15 protein-coding genes are annotated in these 18,313 nt (G+C 39.9%); 10 read left to right on the top strand and 5 right to left on the bottom strand.

The annotated features are described in order from the left end of the window. Nucleotide 1: 1 nt before the first annotated feature. The 7 genes from RCA23_RS06265 (at nt 2) to RCA23_RS06310 (ending at nt 11,068) form a co-directional block, all read left to right on the top strand. Nucleotides 2–1,561, top strand: a complete 1,560-nt coding sequence (locus RCA23_RS06265; protein ID WP_044049585.1) for a hypothetical protein — start codon at nt 2–4, stop codon at nt 1,559–1,561. A gap of 83 nt (nt 1,562–1,644) precedes the next feature. Then, the gene (locus tag RCA23_RS06270) at nt 1,645–2,121 is read left to right on the top strand and encodes a hypothetical protein (RefSeq protein WP_044049586.1); all 477 of its coding nucleotides are present in this window, start codon (nt 1,645–1,647) and stop codon (nt 2,119–2,121) included. A gap of 882 nt (nt 2,122–3,003) precedes the next feature. After that, nucleotides 3,004–4,560, top strand: a complete 1,557-nt coding sequence (locus tag RCA23_RS06290; protein ID WP_044049590.1) for a class I SAM-dependent DNA methyltransferase — start codon at nt 3,004–3,006, stop codon at nt 4,558–4,560. Beyond that, nucleotides 4,553–5,758, top strand: coding sequence for a restriction endonuclease subunit S (locus RCA23_RS06295; protein ID WP_052377070.1), 1,206 nt, complete (start codon nt 4,553–4,555; stop codon nt 5,756–5,758). Before RCA23_RS06290 ends, RCA23_RS06295 begins: the two co-directional genes overlap by 8 nt. Further along, nucleotides 5,758–8,853 (top strand): type I restriction endonuclease subunit R, encoded by a 3,096-nt coding sequence (locus RCA23_RS06300; protein WP_044049591.1) that lies wholly within the window; start codon nt 5,758–5,760, stop codon nt 8,851–8,853. Before RCA23_RS06295 ends, RCA23_RS06300 begins: the two co-directional genes overlap by 1 nt. Before the next feature lie 310 nt (nt 8,854–9,163). Next, nucleotides 9,164–9,916 (top strand): hypothetical protein, encoded by a 753-nt coding sequence (locus tag RCA23_RS06305; RefSeq protein ID WP_169701351.1) that lies wholly within the window; start codon nt 9,164–9,166, stop codon nt 9,914–9,916. Nucleotides 9,917–10,081: 165 nt separating this feature from the next. Continuing rightward, complete coding sequence (locus RCA23_RS06310) at nt 10,082–11,068, top strand: RNA-binding domain-containing protein (RefSeq protein ID WP_169701352.1); 987 nt, start codon at nt 10,082–10,084, stop codon at nt 11,066–11,068. A gap of 88 nt (nt 11,069–11,156) precedes the next feature. Here the strand turns inward: RCA23_RS06310 and RCA23_RS06315 are convergent, their stop codons facing one another. Continuing rightward, nucleotides 11,157–11,780 carry a hypothetical protein gene (locus tag RCA23_RS06315; protein WP_044049594.1) on the bottom strand — a complete coding sequence of 208 codons (624 nt, stop codon included), beginning with the start codon at nt 11,778–11,780 and terminating at the stop codon, nt 11,157–11,159. A 40-nt stretch (nt 11,781–11,820) separates the two neighbouring features. After that, nucleotides 11,821–13,626 carry a UvrD-helicase domain-containing protein gene (locus RCA23_RS06320; protein WP_044049595.1) on the bottom strand — a complete coding sequence of 602 codons (1,806 nt, stop codon included), beginning with the start codon at nt 13,624–13,626 and terminating at the stop codon, nt 11,821–11,823. A gap of 259 nt (nt 13,627–13,885) precedes the next feature. Here RCA23_RS06320 and RCA23_RS06325 point away from each other — a divergent pair, with 259 nt between their 5' ends. Both RCA23_RS06325 and RCA23_RS06330 read left to right on the top strand, forming a co-directional pair. Further along, nucleotides 13,886–14,332 carry a hypothetical protein gene (locus tag RCA23_RS06325; protein ID WP_044049596.1) on the top strand — a complete coding sequence of 149 codons (447 nt, stop codon included), beginning with the start codon at nt 13,886–13,888 and terminating at the stop codon, nt 14,330–14,332. A gap of 140 nt (nt 14,333–14,472) precedes the next feature. Then, on the top strand, nt 14,473–15,072 hold the full coding sequence (locus RCA23_RS06330) for a tyrosine-type recombinase/integrase (protein ID WP_044049597.1): 600 nt from the start codon (nt 14,473–14,475) through the stop codon (nt 15,070–15,072). A 24-nt stretch (nt 15,073–15,096) separates the two neighbouring features. Here the strand turns inward: RCA23_RS06330 and RCA23_RS06335 are convergent, their stop codons facing one another. Further along, nucleotides 15,097–15,513 (bottom strand): hypothetical protein, encoded by a 417-nt coding sequence (locus RCA23_RS06335; protein ID WP_044049598.1) that lies wholly within the window; start codon nt 15,511–15,513, stop codon nt 15,097–15,099. A gap of 104 nt (nt 15,514–15,617) precedes the next feature. After that, nucleotides 15,618–16,127 carry a hypothetical protein gene (locus RCA23_RS06340; protein WP_044049599.1) on the bottom strand — a complete coding sequence of 170 codons (510 nt, stop codon included), beginning with the start codon at nt 16,125–16,127 and terminating at the stop codon, nt 15,618–15,620. Nucleotides 16,128–16,243: 116 nt separating this feature from the next. Here RCA23_RS06340 and RCA23_RS06345 point away from each other — a divergent pair, with 116 nt between their 5' ends. Then, entirely contained in the window at nt 16,244–16,942 is a 699-nt protein-coding gene (locus RCA23_RS06345) for a hypothetical protein (protein WP_044049600.1), read from the top strand. Between the two features lie 10 nt (nt 16,943–16,952). On the opposite strand, the gene RCA23_RS06350 is transcribed toward RCA23_RS06345, so the two are convergent. Further along, nucleotides 16,953–17,405 (bottom strand): hypothetical protein, encoded by a 453-nt coding sequence (locus RCA23_RS06350; RefSeq protein WP_169701353.1) that lies wholly within the window; start codon nt 17,403–17,405, stop codon nt 16,953–16,955. Nucleotides 17,406–18,313: the final 908 nt, after the last annotated feature.

The raw sequence follows: 18,313 nt of genomic DNA on the forward strand, positions 1-18,313 counted from the left end.
AATGTCTGACTCAATTTATGATGAAAATGGACAATTTACTAGTGAATACAAGGTGAAGGTAACTACTCATCCTGTAATTTATCATATTACAAAGGTAATTTTCGAGACGAAAAAGAAAAATGAAAACATAAATGCCAGAGACATCTATAGTACTTTCTTTAAAGAGTTAAAGAACTCTTCAAAATCATTTTATGAGTTGCAGGGTGAAGCATTCGATCAGGCAGAATTAGTGCAGCATGGTCTGCACATGATAAACTGCACAATGTATCAATTTTTTCCAAGTGTTGTTCAGATCCGATCTTTAGATGAGACATATTTAGAAATAAATAAAAATTTCTGGGGGTATTACTTTTACCTAAACGGGATCGACGGGGCTAAACAAGCTGCAGCAGAAAAACAAATATCTGTTTGGGAAGCCGCCAAATTTTTTGCAAACGAATATTGGAAGTTTGGTCAGTCAGAATTCATGGAAACTATAGCGCTTGGATATCAATATTTATTAGAAAATGAAGCGAAGGAAGGCGTAAAGGATAAGATCAGATTTGATGCTATTCCGGAACTTCTTGAACGCTTCAATTACTCAAACAAAGTTATTCTTGGATACTGTTATTTTTTAGGGCTTTCTGCACAGTCTGGTAAAAAAGGTGAAGAAATTGAAGACATACATGCACGTTTAGCCAGACTACCGTATGTTGATATAAACAGAGAATATGAAGAACTGCTGGGACCACTCCAGGATTTCAGTCTTCATACTATTTTTGATGAACTTGTATGGCGTTTTAATGGAAAAATAGAAGTAAGAGAAATTCAAATTCCAAACTCTGAACGTACTGTATCCGAGTATTCATTTAAAAATCACGGAGTTCTTTTCACCGATGACCGAACAGTAAATACACTTAATGACTCTGAAGAAATCTTTACAAAAGCGATGGAAAGATTTGGGCATCAGTTTGAAGAAAAAAAATACGATGCGACAAAAACGTTTAAAACTGGCGTTTGTGCAGCAAATATACGAGCTCAAGCTGATGCCAAAGCTACTGGACTAGCTGGCGGGTTTTTTGATAGTTATTTGCCGTTGATTTTTAGTGCAGCTAATTTGATTGCCAGAGAAAATATTTCCTGGTCTGGTCATTTGAAAATTCAAATTCCGCTTCAACAGTTTCTTGGTGGGCTTAATTATGATTTGGGTGAACTGATTTGGGCATTTCAGTCATCAATCCTTTTCAAAAATCAAAAACCTAGAGATCACATTGAACATCTTGAGATGTTTGATTTCATGGCCGAGTGTAAAAGCAAGGTTTTAGAATTTTATCACAGGTACCCGGCAAAATGCCGAGAGTTGGCAATACAAAAAAACCACTGGAGTGTCTTTCCACATTTGCAGTCTGAAGTTGATGAAAGAGAGGCTATTTTAAACTCAATCGGTCAATCTCTGGGATATCATTATCCCACAGAAAATTTAGCTTCTGAGTACATTCTAAAAGCTTTAATAATTTTTGGATATTTCTGTTCGCTATGTGAAACGATAATTTTTCAAGATGAAGGCTCGGTTTTGCAATGAAAGCACAAGTAATTATTGTATAAATTTCCATAAAGAGAGGGTCTTGCTCTTATAAATACTCAAAACAACACTAGAGGTCTGTCTTGAGTATCCAAGCCCATATCAAACAATTTTATGATCAGCATTCAGTGCCTAACCCTGTCAACCTAACGTTGACGGAGAAACAGCTTGTGAATGGTCAGAAGATTGATGACTTGGCTTCTGAGCAGAACCTTCGTCACTTCCGCAATCTAATCAATACAAAGCTGTATAAGAACGCATATAAGCGCCATAGAAAGCAGCTTTCGATGTTTGTGGTGCGTGAGAGCGATGCAACGCATAGACACCACCTTCACCTTGTTATTGAGCAGCCAAAAGACATCGAGCTGCACTTCTTCATGCATATGGTAAAGTCATGCTGGCAGAAGACCAAATTTGGGTACAACGAAATACATTTTGAAAAGCCAGCTGAGTTCTCCAGGGAGGATGGTTGGATTGATTATTGTTTAAAGAAGAGGACTAAGAGCGATCTGGCTTCCTCGATTGATTGGGCAAATTCCACTTGCTTTGAGCTTCGCTGAGCACAGTCTCCTTAGCCACCCTAATCAGTTTCTATAACCTTCCATAAGGGGATTACTGCTCTCAGTGGTCCTTTAATTATTACTATTACCCAATGAAATTATAACAATATAAAATACATAATTAACAATTTATTAAAATATAAAGCTAAACCAAATTTGAGGAGCTAACCAATGAATTACCAGCTAATAAACTTTAACATACCAACCAGGCTTAAGACCCAACTAGACCTTATAGCCAAACACAAGCACATCAGCCGAACAGCTATCATAAACACCCAACTAGAAAGCTATTGTCGTTCAGAGCTAGCGTATATTGAAACCAGCAATCAGCCTATTGGTTCATTGCAATGATTAGTTCAACCAAAGCGCCAAAGACCAAGCACAAGCTATCACAAGCAATCTTAAAGCTGAGACAGCCGGAGATAGCTATCTATGAGGTTCTGGATAGACCTAGTGCCAATGCAGCCAAGAAGGCTATCGATACTCAATGCAGGCATCATGCAATATCAGTCGTTATCATTAAGGATAGGAGCCAATGAAAAGCTTCAGGACATTCATAGCAGAAGGTAAGTATCCATTATGGGTCAGAGTGACTGTTGGATCACTAGTGTTAAGGATTAAGAACCTATCCAGTCGTATTGAGAATGAAGATGATCCAGCTAAGCAAAATGCATTAATTGCTCAACAGAATAAGCTTTTGTCATACATCAACGGCTTGGGTGTTGGTGTAGGTTCATCAGATACTGTTTTGCTTAAGAGACTGAAGTCTATGAAGTGAGATGTGCTGGGAATGCCTGGTTTTTGGAGATATTGCTTGATTGCAAAGATATTGGAACTGGCTATTGTTTGTAGAAACTATAATCAGTCTGAATTGGCAAGTTTATGTCCGAACAAGATTTCAAACAAACCCTATGGAAAACTGCTGACAAGCTTCGGGCTCAGATGGATGCTGCCGAATACAAGCACATCGTCTTAGGTCTGATATTCCTGAAATACATTTCTGATACTTTTGTAAAGCAGCAGGAAAAGATCAGAGATTCAGTTTCAGATCCTGCCTCTGAACTGTTCATCAGTGAAGACCCTTCCGAGTACCAAGAGGAACTAGAAGAACGGGACTATTACGTTCAGGACAACGTATTCTGGGTTCCGCAAGAGGCTCGCTGGGAAGCGTTAAGGGCAAAAGCTAAGCAACCAGACATCGGCTCGCTTGTTGATGCAGCTATGACCGCTATTGAAAATGAGAACACCTCTTTGCGGGGGAAATTAGACAAGCGCTTTGGTCGTGCTCAGCTTGGCCAAGGCGTACTAGGAGAACTAGTTGATCTCATTTCTACGATTGGGTTTGCTGATAAATACGATTCCTCCGATCTTCTGGGCGAAGTATACGAATACTTCATCGGCCAGTTTGCTTCTGCAGAAGGCAAGAAAGGCGGTCAGTTCTACACGCCGTCTCATGTCGTGAAGACCCTTGTTGCTGTCCTTTCTCCTAACTCGGGCAGGGTCTATGATCCCTGTTGTGGTTCTGGAGGTATGTTTGTTCAGAGTGAAGAGTTCGTAAAGGCACATGGCGGACGTGTAGACGATATTTCGATATATGGGCAGGAAAGTAATCCTACTACATGGCGATTAGCAGCAATGAACTTGGCCATTCGTGGATTTGCAGCTGATCTTGGCAAAGAGCCTGGCGATACCTTTGGGCGGGATCAATTCCCAGATCTGAAGTTCGATTACATCATGGCTAATCCACCGTTTAACATTTCGGATTGGGGTGGAGAGAAGTACGAGAGTGACCCACGCTGGCAGTTCGGCAGACCCCCAGTCGGTAATGCGAACTACGCATGGCTACAGCATATGCTTTGGAAGCTGCGTCCCGGAGGTCAGGCAGGTGTTGTACTGGCTAATGGATCGATGAGTTCCAACACTGGTGGTGAGGGGCAGATACGAGAGGCGATGGTGCGAGGTGACGTGGTTGAGGTCATGGTCGCATTGCCCGGTCAGTTGTTTCTCAATACCCAGATTCCGGTCTGTTTGTGGTTCTTAACAAATGACAAAACAGCCAATGGGCGGGATCGTCGAGGCGAGACGCTGTTTATCGATGCTCGGCAATTAGGAACTATGGAGAGCCGGGTTCTGAAGGTGTTCTCTGATGAAGACATTGGAAAGATTCAAGAGACGGTGCAGTCGTGGAAGACAGGTGAAGGTTACGAGGACGTTGCAGGGTTCCACAAGTCAGCGTCTTTGGAAGAGATTGAGAAGAACGGCTTTGTATTGACGCCAGGACGGTATGTAGGCTCATCTATTGACGAATATTCGGATGAAGAATTTTCAGTAAAAATGGATAAACTCACTCAAACTTTATCCGACATAAAAAAGAGGTCATTAGATCTTGACGTCGAGGTTCAGACGAGCCTTACGCATCTTGGATTAGCCCATGAATGAATGGCGTGAGGTAACTTGGGGAGATATTTCTAAACTCAAGTACGGTAAAGGATTGAAGGGCTACAAAGAAAAAACAGAGGGCGTTCCTGTTTTTGGCACAAATGGGCAAGTCGGTTTTACTGATAGTGCATTATGTGAATCCAGTGGCGTGATTATTGGTCGAAAAGGCGCTTATAGAGGCGTTCATTACTCTTCAAAACCATTTTATGTCATTGATACTGCGTATTGGTTAGCACCAGGCGAAATGGTTTACCCAAAGTGGGCTTACTACAACCTCAAGACCGTTGATATCAATGGACTCGATAGCGGTTCAGCAATCCCATCACTATCAAGAACCGATTTTGAAAGTATCCCTTGCTTACTGCCGGAAATCGATGAGCAAAAAGCAATCGCCCACATCCTTGGCACGCTAGACGATAAGATCGAACTTAACCAAAAGATGAACCAAACTCTTGAGGAGATCGCCAAGGCAATCTTCAAGTCATGGTTCGTGGACTTTGATCCTGTGCGAGCAAAGGCAGAGGGTCGCCCCACAGGTCTTTCCCCTGAAATCAGTGACCTGTTTCCTGATGAGTCGGTGGATTCGGAGATTGGGGAGATTCCGAAGGGGTGGGACGTCGGGACACTATCAGATGTCGCTGACATTACCATGGGACAGTCTCCGCCCGGCGATACCTACAACGACTACGGCGTTGGACTTCCGTTTTATCAGGGTAGCACTGATTTTGGATTTAGATTTCCTTCACTGAGAAAATACTGCTCAGAACCCAAACGACTGGCGGATGCGGATGATGTGTTAATTAGTGTTAGGGCACCTGTAGGTGACCTCAATCGTGCAAAAGACGACTGTTGTATCGGGCGAGGGTTGGCGTCAGTGCGAGCTAAAAATTCGCTGCAATCGTGGGTTTTTTACAGATGCAAATTTCTGTCTCAACAATTGGAGATGTTTAATTCTGAGGGCACAGTATTCGGCTCGATTAATGGTAAGGACTTGAAGGGTCTTCCAACCATTCTTGCGCCTGAATTCTTGTGCAAGGCGTTTGATGAAATTGGTAAACCGATGGATGACGCAGTGAGAAACAGAAGTTTGGAAATCGAGGTTCTAACTGAACTCAGAGACATCCTTCTCCCCAAACTCATCTCCGGTGAACTTCGCATCCCTGACGCTGAGAAGTTCCTCGAAGCGGTAGGCATCTGATGGCGTTGGTAACTGAAGATCAGGTTGAACTGCAGAGTATCGAATGGTTCAAGGACCTTGGATATGACTATATCTGCGGCTACGATATCGCACCTGATGGCGACACACCTGAACGGTCTGATTATGTATCGGTTGTTCTGAAAGATCGGTTGCTCTCAGCGCTAACTTGCATCAATCCTGATATTCCTCAAGCAGCAATCACCACAGCACTTTCTCAAGTTACTAACCCCAACATCCCTGCACTTATGTCTGCGAACCGGCAGGTGCATTCCTGGTTAACCAAAGGGGTTAAGGTGGCCTATCATGAGGGCGATCAGGAGATTGGTAAGCAACTAAAAGTCATCGATTTTGATAACCCAGACAATAACGAATGGCTAGTGGTTAACCAGTTCACGATACATGGGCAAAAGCACAACCGCAGGCCGGATGTTTTGGTCTTTGTAAACGGGCTCCCTCTATCAGTTCTGGAACTGAAGAATGCAGCAGATGAACAAGCCGATATTTGGGCGGCCTATAACCAACTGCAGACCTATAAGAACGACATTCCAGACCTGTTTAATTACAACACGTGCATGGTGATATCTGACGGTATATTTGCCCGCTTAGGATCGCTCTCGGCTAATGAAGAACGCTTTATGCGCTGGCGAACCATCGACGGTGTTGAGGTGGATCCATTAGGACAGCATCGTGAACTGGAAACTCTAATCAAAGGCCTCTTTAACAAGGAGGTATTTCTTAGTTACTTGCGGTATTTCTGCCTGTTTGAGGATGATAAGACAGTCATCAAAAAGATCGCAGGTTACCACCAATTCCACGCCGTACAGGCTGCTGTAGAGAGCGTTGTTACAGCGTCTGGCATAGAGGGCTCCAAAAAAGGTGGTGTTGTCTGGCATACGCAGGGAGCGGGTAAGAGCATTGAGATGGCATGCCTCGCAGGACGTTTGATAGCAGAGGCTCGCCTAGAAAACCCCACGCTGGTCATGGTTACAGATCGTCAAGATCTTGATGGGCAACTGTTCGGTGTATTTGCTGGCGCTGGCGAACTGTTGGGTGAAACACCAAAGCAGGCTAACTCGAGGGCAGAACTTCGGGAGCACTTAAAGAACCGTCCGTCGGGCGGTATCATCTTCACCACCATTCAGAAGTTCGGTTTGGATGCAGACGAAGATAAGTTTCCAGTGCTTTCAGATCGCCATAATGTCGTGGTTATTGCAGATGAGGCACATCGTACTCAGTATGGCTTCAAAGCTAAGATCGACGGTCAAACAGGTATCATTAAATATGGACTAGCAAAGTCACTCAGAGATGCGCTGCCCAATGCTACTTTCCTAGCCTTTACCGGCACTCCGATATCACAAGATGACCGAGATACTCAGTCAGTCTTTGGTAACTACGTCTCGATCTATGACATCCAACAAGCTGTGGATGATGGGGCTACAGTACCGATTTACTATGAATCCCGGCTAGCCAAGATCAACCTAAACCAAGACGCTTTGCCAACGATTGATGCGGAAGTAGAAGAACTGCTCGATGATGAGGTGGAAGATGATCGTGATAAAGAGAAAGTTAAGTCGCAATGGTCGGCACTTGAAGCGATTGTAGGCACTGAGGCTCGTTTGCAAGAAATAGCCAAAGACCTAATCCAACACTACGAAACCAGAAGCCAAACTCAGCCTGGTAAGGCTATGATTGTAGCTATGTCTAGGGACATTTGTGTGCGCCTCTATGATCAGATTATTAAGGTTCGACCTGATTGGCATTCAGATGATCACATGCAGGGTGCGGTCAAAGTCGTGATGACAGCCTCCGCTTCAGATAAGGCATACTTTCAACCACACCACACCAATAAGTCGCAAAAGAAAGATTTAGAAAAACGCATCAAGGATCCTGATGATCCACTGAAGATAGTGATAGTGAGAGACATGTGGTTGACGGGATTTGATGCCCCATGCCTATCAACTATGTATATTGATAAGCCTATGCAGGGGGCTAACCTGGCGCAGGCAATTGCTCGTGTTAACCGTGTGTTTAAAGATAAGCCAGGTGGTTTAGTTGTTGACTACATAGGTATTGCGCCTCAGCTTAAAGAAGCACTCGCAACCTATAGCGCTGCCAAGGGTAAAGGGCGTCCCACGATAGACTCCAGTGAGGCTCTGCGCATCCTTAAAGAGAAGATCCAGATTGCTCGAGACTTTTTGCATAAGGTTGATTGGAGCGAATTCAGAACAAAAGCCCTTATACTGATACCTGAATGCATGGACTGTGTACTAGCACAGGAGGACGGCAAACGCCGGTATGCAGACACTGTGCTTCAAATGACCAAGGCCTTTGCTTTATGCGGTACATTGGATGAAGCACTAGAATTATCTCCAGAGGTGGCATTCCATCAGGCGGTTAGAGCGCCGCTGATAAAAGGAAGCGATGGGGATAGACCCAAGAAGGATGTGAACTACGAGTTACGCCAACTTGTTTCTCAAGCGGTAGTAGGTGAGGGCGTATCAGATGTTTTCAAGCTTGCGGGCCTTAAAACTCCTGACATCTCTATCTTGTCTGATGAGTTTTTATCTGAGGTCATGAAGATGCCTCATAAGAACCTCGCTGTTGAGTTGTTGCAGAGGCTTATAAAAGACGAGGTTAAATCCAAATTTAGAACTAACGTGGTCAAACAGCGGAAGTTTAGTGATTTGCTGCAAACATCCTTAGGTAGGTATGCCAACAGGGCTATTGAGGCTGCGCAGGTTATTGAAGAACTCATCGCTATGGCTAAACAATTCCAAGAGGATCTTGCCAGGCGTGAAAGCCATGACATGAGTGATGAGGAAGAGGCCTTCTATGATGCTCTAGCCAAGAATAAGTCTGCTCAAGAAGTCATAGGGGAAGAAGTCCTAGTTGAGATGGCTAGAGAGATAGCTGCTAAGCTACGAGATAATCTTACCGTGGATTGGGCAGTGCGAGATAGTGTGCGGGCTAAACTTCGTATAATGATCAGAACCCTGCTGAGACGATATAAGTATCCCCCTGATCAGGCTAGGGATGCAGTAGAGATGGTCTTAAGGCAGGCTGAGGTGGTATCTGAGTTTGAAATGGCCGCATAACATAACTGATTATAGAATATCATTTCTATGGTCAGTTGGCCTTGATACAGTAAGTTTTGTCCAATTAAGATGTTTTGGGTTTGATGAAATGTTTGAACTAGAGGTAAAAAGATTAGAGCGACTGTGTAGGTTAAAGCCTAGTAATCTCCACTTACCTAAGGCGTATACAGAGCCACCAAAGTCTGCCTCTATTGAGCAAAAGAAATTACATATATATCGAACCACAAGGTCCTATTTTTCATGTATTCGTATAATCGAAGCGTTCAATTATACGATGTGCTTAGATGTAAGGGACACCCTTGTTCAAATAATGAGTTCATTTGAAAATTTGGAACATAAATCTTTATATTTTCATACTCGGAATCTGTTAGAGACCGTAGCGGCATTCAATGATGGTTCTGAAAAAATTAAGCGCTTCTTAACGGAATATGAGACGAAATGTGTGAAGAATCCTCCTAACTTGGAGGATATGGTTTGGATTAAGAACATTAAATTCTTTTATGATCAGGCGATGCCCATAGTACTGCCATCAAGCTTAGATCCACGGAAATTAGCTGGTGGTCAGGCAGTACGGGATAGAGACGGTATATTGTCTAACTCAAATATTTTGACCAAATTAAAGAAACTTGAGCGCAATGTAGAAGGTCTAGAAGAATTTTATGATTTATTAAGCGAATTCATTCATCCAAATTCTTTTCCATTCCTGAACAATACTCAATTTGAGATCAAAAATTTGCAAGAATCTGACCGATATGAATTGGAATTCTTTCTTGAGTTGGATGGGATCGTTAAATTTGGTCCTGGGGCCGTCGCCATTTCAAATTTAGAACCATATTCTTTGATATATAAAAAACATGAGAATATTATTAGAAAAGCGATTTTATTAATGGTTAGGAAAAATGAAGAACTTAATAATCACACTACCAACAATCTAAACATTTTGAGAAAAATGATACGAAAAGATGCTGGTGGTGCGATGCCTCAAAGTTTCCTTGATAAGGCTTGTATTTGTGGCTCACACAAAAAACTTAGAAAGTGCTGTGGAACTAAATCAAGATCTTAAACAGTTGAAAAAAAAGCTAAATATCGTGGTCAATTGATTATAGTTCCCCTATACTGTCACCAACGCAACTCATTTTATCATTCAGTTGTTTTGAAGATAATTTATTATTGAGATATAGTGCCCTTTAGCGCAAAACTGGGAATGGAACTAAATTGGATGCTATCGATGAGTAATGTTGTAAATTTAGCCCCATTTAACGATGTCCTTCCATTATGCCCGTTTTGTGGACAGCGTCCCTTGGGTTTTGCCTGTGATCATCTAGAAGCTTTCATAGAATTTGAAGATCCAGAAGAAGGCGAAAGTAGGGTTGTATATTTGAGCCCTAATTTGCAGTCAGTTTTGAAGAAAATTATCGGGGCAGAGTTTAAGTTCTCAATTGATCGAGATGGTCAGCCTGGGCGTGATCTTGATCATGAATATTATTTTAATGTTTCTGGTGAATTGGAAGACTCTAAACATCTAGCTGAACTTTCTAGTTCGATTGAAGGAGCTCTAACGTTCCAGCAAAGAATGACAAACAAATTAACTCGCTCCATTACGTTTGCAATTAATGCTGAACAATATGAACGGCTGAAAATAAAAAATGATGAAATTAAATCCTTTCAATACGTTACGCAGGGCAGAGCGACTAATGCTTACCAAAAGCTTTGTAGGCCTCTTGGAAATGGAAGATATTGCTTAGACCTCGAAGAATCTGAGACCATAGAATTTAAGCAATCATTTTCTAAAGATGTGCGAACAGGACAAATTTCAAAGGAATTAAGGCGGGCGGCAATTAAAGAAGTATGTGGGTTTCTGAATACAAATTCAGGCGATCTCATTATTGGTGTAAGAGATCAAGATAAAGAGATCGTGGGAATTAAAAGTGATGATTTTAAAGACAGAGATAAATACTCACTTTTGATCATGAACCAAATTAATGAATTGTGTGGCACAACAGCAGCTAGCTTAGTAGAGATACATTTCGTTGAGATTGTTGATAAGACCATTTGTATTGTAAAATGTAAAAAATCAAACCAGCCGATCTATTGTAAGTATAATGGGAATGAGCCAGTTCCATTCGTTAGATATGGATCCAGTACCAAGCAGCCTGGTTATCAAGAGTGGGCTAAGTTTCAAAACGAATATTTTGGAAAACGGTTTAATTTTTAACATCTATTCAAATTAAACTTGAATCATTCATCAGCTGATGAGCTTACTAAAAAGTCAAATGGCTTGGACTAATCATGGCAATTACTCACTATGCTTCTTCAAACCATATTTCTTTTTGCTGCTCATAATAAGCAAAAAGTTCTGGATAAAATGTCGACTCTACTATGACAAATTCAATACTTTCTTCTTTTCCACAACCATCTTGTTTCATGTATTCTATCACTGGTTTGATCAGTCCAACATATTCTATCTCTTCTCCACTGTCGTACAAAACTTCTTTAGAGGTATCGAGAATTTGTATTACTTCTTTCATTGAAAGGGGTTTTGTACTCGTTTTTTTTGTAAGGGTGAATTTGTTGGAATATTCATCGACAATCCGGTAAACATAGCGCCGTTTCTGTTTTCTAACACGTAGTGAAGTTACATCCATGGTTGTCGAATTCAGAACTACCCTACACAGCTCAATTTCATTTATTAGGTGTTGTGGAAGGTACTCACCACCCATCATTGAAGGATGCATTTGACCCTGAAAATCCCTCAAGCTGGGATCAAGGGAGGTCTCTGTTAGACTGGATGGAACACTGGTTTTATCGATAGCCTCCGAGACCATATTCCCACGAATTTGACCTAGAATGCGGGATTTATAAAAATCCTTTAGATCTTGAGGTCCAAAATAGAATGGAGGTCGATCACCTAGATTAAATTCGTTCAATCATCGTTCCCCATACTCAATCCTTTTTTTCCTTAGATCATTACAATGAATTTTTTAAAAATGAGTTTAATTCTATATTGGAACTTACAATAAATAAAGAATGACCGAGTGCGCCTGCTTTAAGCCGGGAAAGACCCACATAAACTAATTTTTTAAAGCTATGATTTCGATTATTATCCAGTACCAGGATTACCCTTGAGCCCCCCATACCTTTAAAACTATGGATTGTGGAAATTTTTACTTTGCCAGAAAGAGAAGAAAATTCTAGCTTCATATCTCGTTCAGTGAGGGTTCCTTTTTGTCTTTTTAATGGAAATGTTGTCTCGATTTTGACTTTAAGTTCTGAGAGACGAGCACCAATATCGGCACCAATATTCTTCTTCGAAACTAGAATAATGATATCTTCAACAGACCTATTCGGATTGCCTCGTTCAGCAGCTTTATCTTGTGTAATTAATTTATGAATAACCTCAAATGCAGTTTTGGGCAAATTGGTATCAGAGCATTCAATCACATCTAATTTATCACCCAAAGATAACTGCTCACCTATTTCATCGGAAAGATCTAATGCCTCTATTTCTTCAAGACTGGAATGATCCAAAAATCTTGTCTTAAATTTATTAATTAGTGGGATTAAGTATGCTGGCGTTCTATGAGATTTGCCCAGCGTTAACCAAGGGCCGTTAAAGCCTAAACCATTCATCTCAACACTCGTCCAATTCTGACTTCTATCATAGATATCTTGCCTCGTGTCTGCAGCAATTAGCAGCTCTCCCCCTGACTTTAAAAACAAAGTTGCTGCCTTTATCCAATCGAGAGCCATATCCTGGGCTTCGTCAACAATTATAACATCAAACTTATGTTCATCCGGAATTGCCATATGCTCAAGTTGAATAATAATAAATTCTCCAACGTTTTCAAAAGCTTTATCATCATTTTCTCGAAAAAATCTAGACGACCAATCTTTCTCAAAACCAAATTGATGAGCTAATCTCTTGCACCAGTCATGGTAATTCAACCAAGTTATGAACCCATTCTTATTGGTAACATGGCTCAAGAATCGAGACCGAAGCTCATTAAGTATGGTTATATTGTAAGTGAGATAAAGGACCTCTTTATTCTGCGAAAATAAATTAGCAGCTCTGGCTAATAGTGCCTCGGTCTTCCCTGTCCCGGGTCCACCTCTAACTCTTCTCCGTTTGATATTATCAGGATTTGAAACAATACGCATTTGATTATTGGTAAACTTAATTTGGACTGCACGTTTTGAGTCAGGTTGCTTAAGCCAGTTCCGCAGATCTGCAATTGCCTTGGGTTCAATAACTGGAAAAGATTCATAATAAGATTGGGGAAAAAAATTACTGGACTTGGCTGAAAGATCAACAATATCAGATTTATCAAGTAAATAACCATCTATATTTTTAAGAAATTTATTGATTTTAATTCGGTCCTGGCTTGAGAATTTGATGTTCGGGTAAAGTAAAGTAAATGTCATTGTAGGGGGATTTATTTGCTGCCCGATAACACGTGTTCTTAGCCGGAAGCCATACAGTCTATTTAATTCCAAACTCGCTAATTTTAATTTCCAAAACGGTATTTTATGCATTATTTCCGTAGTTTCGGTTTTAGACTTTATGTGTGTGGTATCTTCATTTTCACCTAAAACTTGAAACCCTTCTGGAAAATTTAAATAGTCTACAAATATAGTGTTTAATCCTTTTTCCGGGTGCAGAACTACCAGATCAGGCTTAATACCATTTAAATATGGTTCAATAAATATTTCTAATCCTGACGTTAACTCAGAACAGAGTTCTAAACAAAAATTTCGAAATTCTTCACGATTCATTTTCCAAAACCATTTAAAATTTGAACTGCTAAAATTGTACGCAGATCGTTTATAGAATAGCAATTATATATCCAGTTGGATTTAAATGACCCTAAAGACACCATAAGTTTGCATTTTACAGAACCATCTATTGTTGTTCAAAAATTACAATTAGATACTCTTACTATGCTGAGCGTGTAGAAATTTTAGCATGAGGCTACTTGCTGTCTGAGGAGCCTTCCGTCATCTTTAAAGGGAAAGCTAGCTCGAGGCATTAATCATGGTCGAAGTTGATCCTGTAAAACAGATACGTAACTTTAAAGAACTTAAGCAAATTGATGCATATAAAAAGTGGCATAAAAATATATCCGAAGAACTAGCGGTGGAATTAGACGAAAAGGAAAGAGAACTGTTTTGTCTTTCAATGAATGCAGAAACGCCGCTCGAACATTCATTTTGGAAACAAGTATGGCATTATGAACAATTTCTAACTGCAAAGAATAAGAAAAAGACCTATGCCAGATATACGAGACGGGCGGTTGAAGAACTAGATGTTAAAAGATTTTTAGAAAATTTGGTTAGGAAACCGGAAACGCTGGGTTTTAAACATTTAGAAGAATTTGACAGTTTAGACATTTCTTACGAACAAGTGATACTCGAGCATGCAGATAAATTCGATGCTGATATAATCGAAGCCGTGAACAAAAGACTTTCTAAGCAAGACTGATTATAGAATACTGATTATATCACCAGTTATCTTAACCTATTGTTATATTGATAACTTATTCTCTGCCTAATAGTTGCCTTAAATTAAGTGATGCTGGACCCTCTGATTATCAATCAAACATAATCAATTGAGGATCAAATATGGGTCTTGGGAAACAAGCAAAAACACTAAGCCGTGTTCAGGTCAAAATGATAAGCGAATACCTCCTAACCAACCGATATGGTCTCAGAGATCAAACAATCTTCTACTTTTCCGTTAAAGCTGGATTGCGAGCTAAAGAGATAGCTCACCTCAAATGGTCAATGGTGATGAATTCTGATGGATCAGTTGGTGATTACCTCAATCTTCCCAATGCTTCATCCAAAGGTAATGGGGGCAGGGTGGTCCCACTGAACAAAGACCTAAAACTCAATTTGATTAAATTGTTAAAAGAGCACTCAAGCTGCCAGCACTTCAGCCCAAGTACTTCAGCAATCATTCGAACCGAACGCTCAAAGAGCACTAGCTCTCAAGCAATCGTGAATATGTTTCAACGTTGGTATGGTAGGCTTGGTTTAGTTGGGTGCTCATCGCACAGCGGTCGAAGAACGTTTATTACGGAAACATCCAAGAAGATCTCAACAGTTGGTGGGTCGTTGAGGGACATTCAGATGATGGTTGGGCACGCATCACTTCAGACAACACAGAGATATATTGAGAGTGATAGTGACAGTCAGATGAGAGTGGTAAATCTCATCTGACTGGACTGTTGAATGTGAGAAAATTTAGCTTAGTGCTTTTCGAATTCTTGCTCGTTCGTAAGGAGTTTGAATAAAACAGTCATCCACCAACTCGGATATCCACTCAACAAAACTTTCTTCATTCAGACATTTTTTCAACTCAAAATCTCTCAGAAATTCCTCTTCGAAAGCTTCAAACTCAATTAGTATTTCATATAATTCATCTTCAAAGCCATACTGTGCAGATTCTGTGAAAATTTTCCAAAATGCGTCTCTGTCGTCTATATAAAAAGGAATAATTTCCTCTAAAGTGAAATCTTTAAATGTATCAGCTTCGAAAAGATCAATAGAACCTGTGAAATTTTCAAAAACTATCTGGTTCAGAGAACCAAAGATATTTTCTATTTTAGACAGAATTGACAGAATTGGAGTGTCCGGTGTGGCACAATTAAGCTCGCTCATTTTTAGTCCTTCTCTATTTGATTTCGTATTTACATTTTAATATTTTAGGGGAGACATATTTAGGACAGTAGAATGATCCACTACTGTCCCAATCAGTTTTTGATTTACGGAAGAATTGGGAATTCTACTGAGATTTTTTTTTTGAATGTCTCAAAACTATTTGGACCAAATCCAACTGTGTACTCACCATGGAAAGTAGATAGGTCGATCACACCTTCTTCTAAGACCTCATCGATCCATTCTTCTGATGTAATTGAATGTTCAGATTTTTCGACTGAAGAGAAAAACCCGCAATCAACTACTGTCTTTTCATCGATGTGTGAGATGTGGAAACAACTGTTAAAGAAAAAATCAGACGATTTTTGATGTTGAATAATATTCAAACCAACATTCATCACTGAAAGTAGATCCATACCTAACCATATTTTAAGCAGTCGGTGAGGAGTACAACGCACGATACCAAACGGTGGTTTCATCTGATTGATGTGTTCACAACGTTTTTTTACCGTCATCCCTTTGACTGACTTTTCTCTTAGTTCTTTAGTTAATTCCAATTGGTCAAAACCCTTCTGTTTCATCATTATTGAAATTTGTTTATCTGTAGATTTATCCATTCCTGGATTCTTTCTTAGGATTTAAATTTTAAAGCCAAACAAATTTATTTTTGTTTGATAATATGAATATAAATGAAAGAATGATTTCAATTTAGGACAGTAGAAGTGAGACAGTAATGTCCCCCCAATCAATAAACATTTCGATGAGATCAAAAAAACAACACATTAGATTGTGGTTTGAATGTCTTCAGATTTGTCAATCAGATCCGCAATATTCCGGCAATCTCAAACGATCAAAAGGCTTCTATGAAGAGTGGGGAAATTTAACGACCATCAAGTTCGATGATTGGTGGAAAGATCACAAATACCTGTTTGACGAAGTGATGGTGAAAGAGGTTTCAAAGGTGTCTCACTCACCTAACACAATTGTCCTCAGCATTCCGCTTAATGAAAATGTATCGACGATCATCAAAGACGTAAAAAGGATCGTTGAGCAGAAACAATCAGTTCGGTTGGACGAACTAGGCGAGGATCAAAATAGCAGAAAATCTAAAAGCCTAGGGATAGGAAAATACAGCTTTACTCAGAAGGAGATCAAAGGTCTTTTCCACTATCAGAACTTAGAGATGTATAAAATTTTCCTTCAATTAGGCAGACCACCGATCAACCGAAACTTCTTAATGAAAGTCAGAAAAAGCTTTGACGCTCGGGTGCGCTCGCAACTTAGAAGGACAATGGTTAACCTTCCGCAAATGAGCGACTTTGAAAGATACAAAACCAATGGTGACTTTGAGGACGTCATTCGATCAGTAAGGAGAAGCATTAAGGGTGTCGAAAAGACCCTTACCAACGTAAGCAAGGGTCGTTTTCCTTAACAAATTTTCGTTATAATTCCGCACAAAACGGGTGAGATTTTGAATAATCTATTCCAAAATGTTCATACCGTAAATAGTCATCGATTGTGTATTCATCATTAATTACAATCTCCGTTTCATACTGAATTATTCTAACGATGTGATAGGGATCAACTCCTGCCATTCTAAAATAATTCACATAATAGTCACTTTCTGTAGAGTGATCTTTCAGGCAGTTAAGGGTAATGAAATTACTACTCTCATTTTTAAATTCTCTATAAGGATAAACCAGATCTTTTTTAAAATATGATTGTATAGCGTAATCTTTCTGATCGATTGCGATTGGGCAACCGCCATCGTCCTTTTGCGTTGATTTATCGATCTGGTGATTAAGCATAATTAATTCCAATTCATTATACTTTGCGCAAATAGACTGAAGTTGTGAAATTTTTATACGCATTGTTGGTTCGAAATTAGTACTCATAATTTGGTCCTTTTTACTTTTAAACAAAATGAACGGAATTGTTCATTTTGTAATTCAAGAATACCAGCAGGACGTGTTTAAATTTAGGACATAAGACTGACCTTAGAATTGTCCTATCATTTGAATGCGCATTTTAAATTTGAAAATAGATATGAGCGTTTTTATAGTTGTCTTTAAGATTATTATTCAAAACGATGAAGCAATCTAACATCATCAAACCGCTTGCGGTTTTTCTTATCCATCACGTTTCAGATCTTATTTAAAAGTGTGAAATATAGAAAAGGCCCTCGCTAATGAGCAAGGGCCGATTTCCGTAGTAGATCCGATTTTAATCAATTAATTTTAGGTAGGTTCCATGTTATGTTTGAAACAGCCTGCTTCAGATTTTCACAAGTCTTACCTTGCGCAAAAAATAAAAGAATTCGATAGTGAACCGTCTTTTTTAGAATTTTTTAAAAATAATGGATTAAACTGAGTTCATTTGATTAATTGAAATATTTTCGCCACAAATAGTACATGTACTCATGTTCTTTTCATTTTTTATGAAAACCGGCTTATTCTCAAAAACAAAGGCTTCCCCGGGAGAAAAGAAAGCCTTAGGTCGATTGCTGCTCGTTTCGACGGTGTTTCAGCCCATCTTGGAGGTATTGATATTATACTTTTTGCTCATTAACAAAAATATTGATCGTGTGCTCACAAATAGGCAAATTTTTGCTGCATGCAAAAAATTTCTGACTCATCATTTACTGAACAATTTACCTTAAAGTTTGCATAATTTGAGCATCATTTCTGCATTTCATTTAGCCAAAAGACCTTTAAGCGGCCGAGGAAAGCGACCGCTTAAAGGCTGGCTTAAACAAGAGCCAGTCTCCAACCTTCTCTCTGGCGATGGATAATGGTCGCTCATT

The organism is Planktomarina temperata RCA23, assembly GCF_000738435.1.
Lineage (GTDB): Bacteria > Pseudomonadota > Alphaproteobacteria > Rhodobacterales > Rhodobacteraceae > Planktomarina > Planktomarina temperata.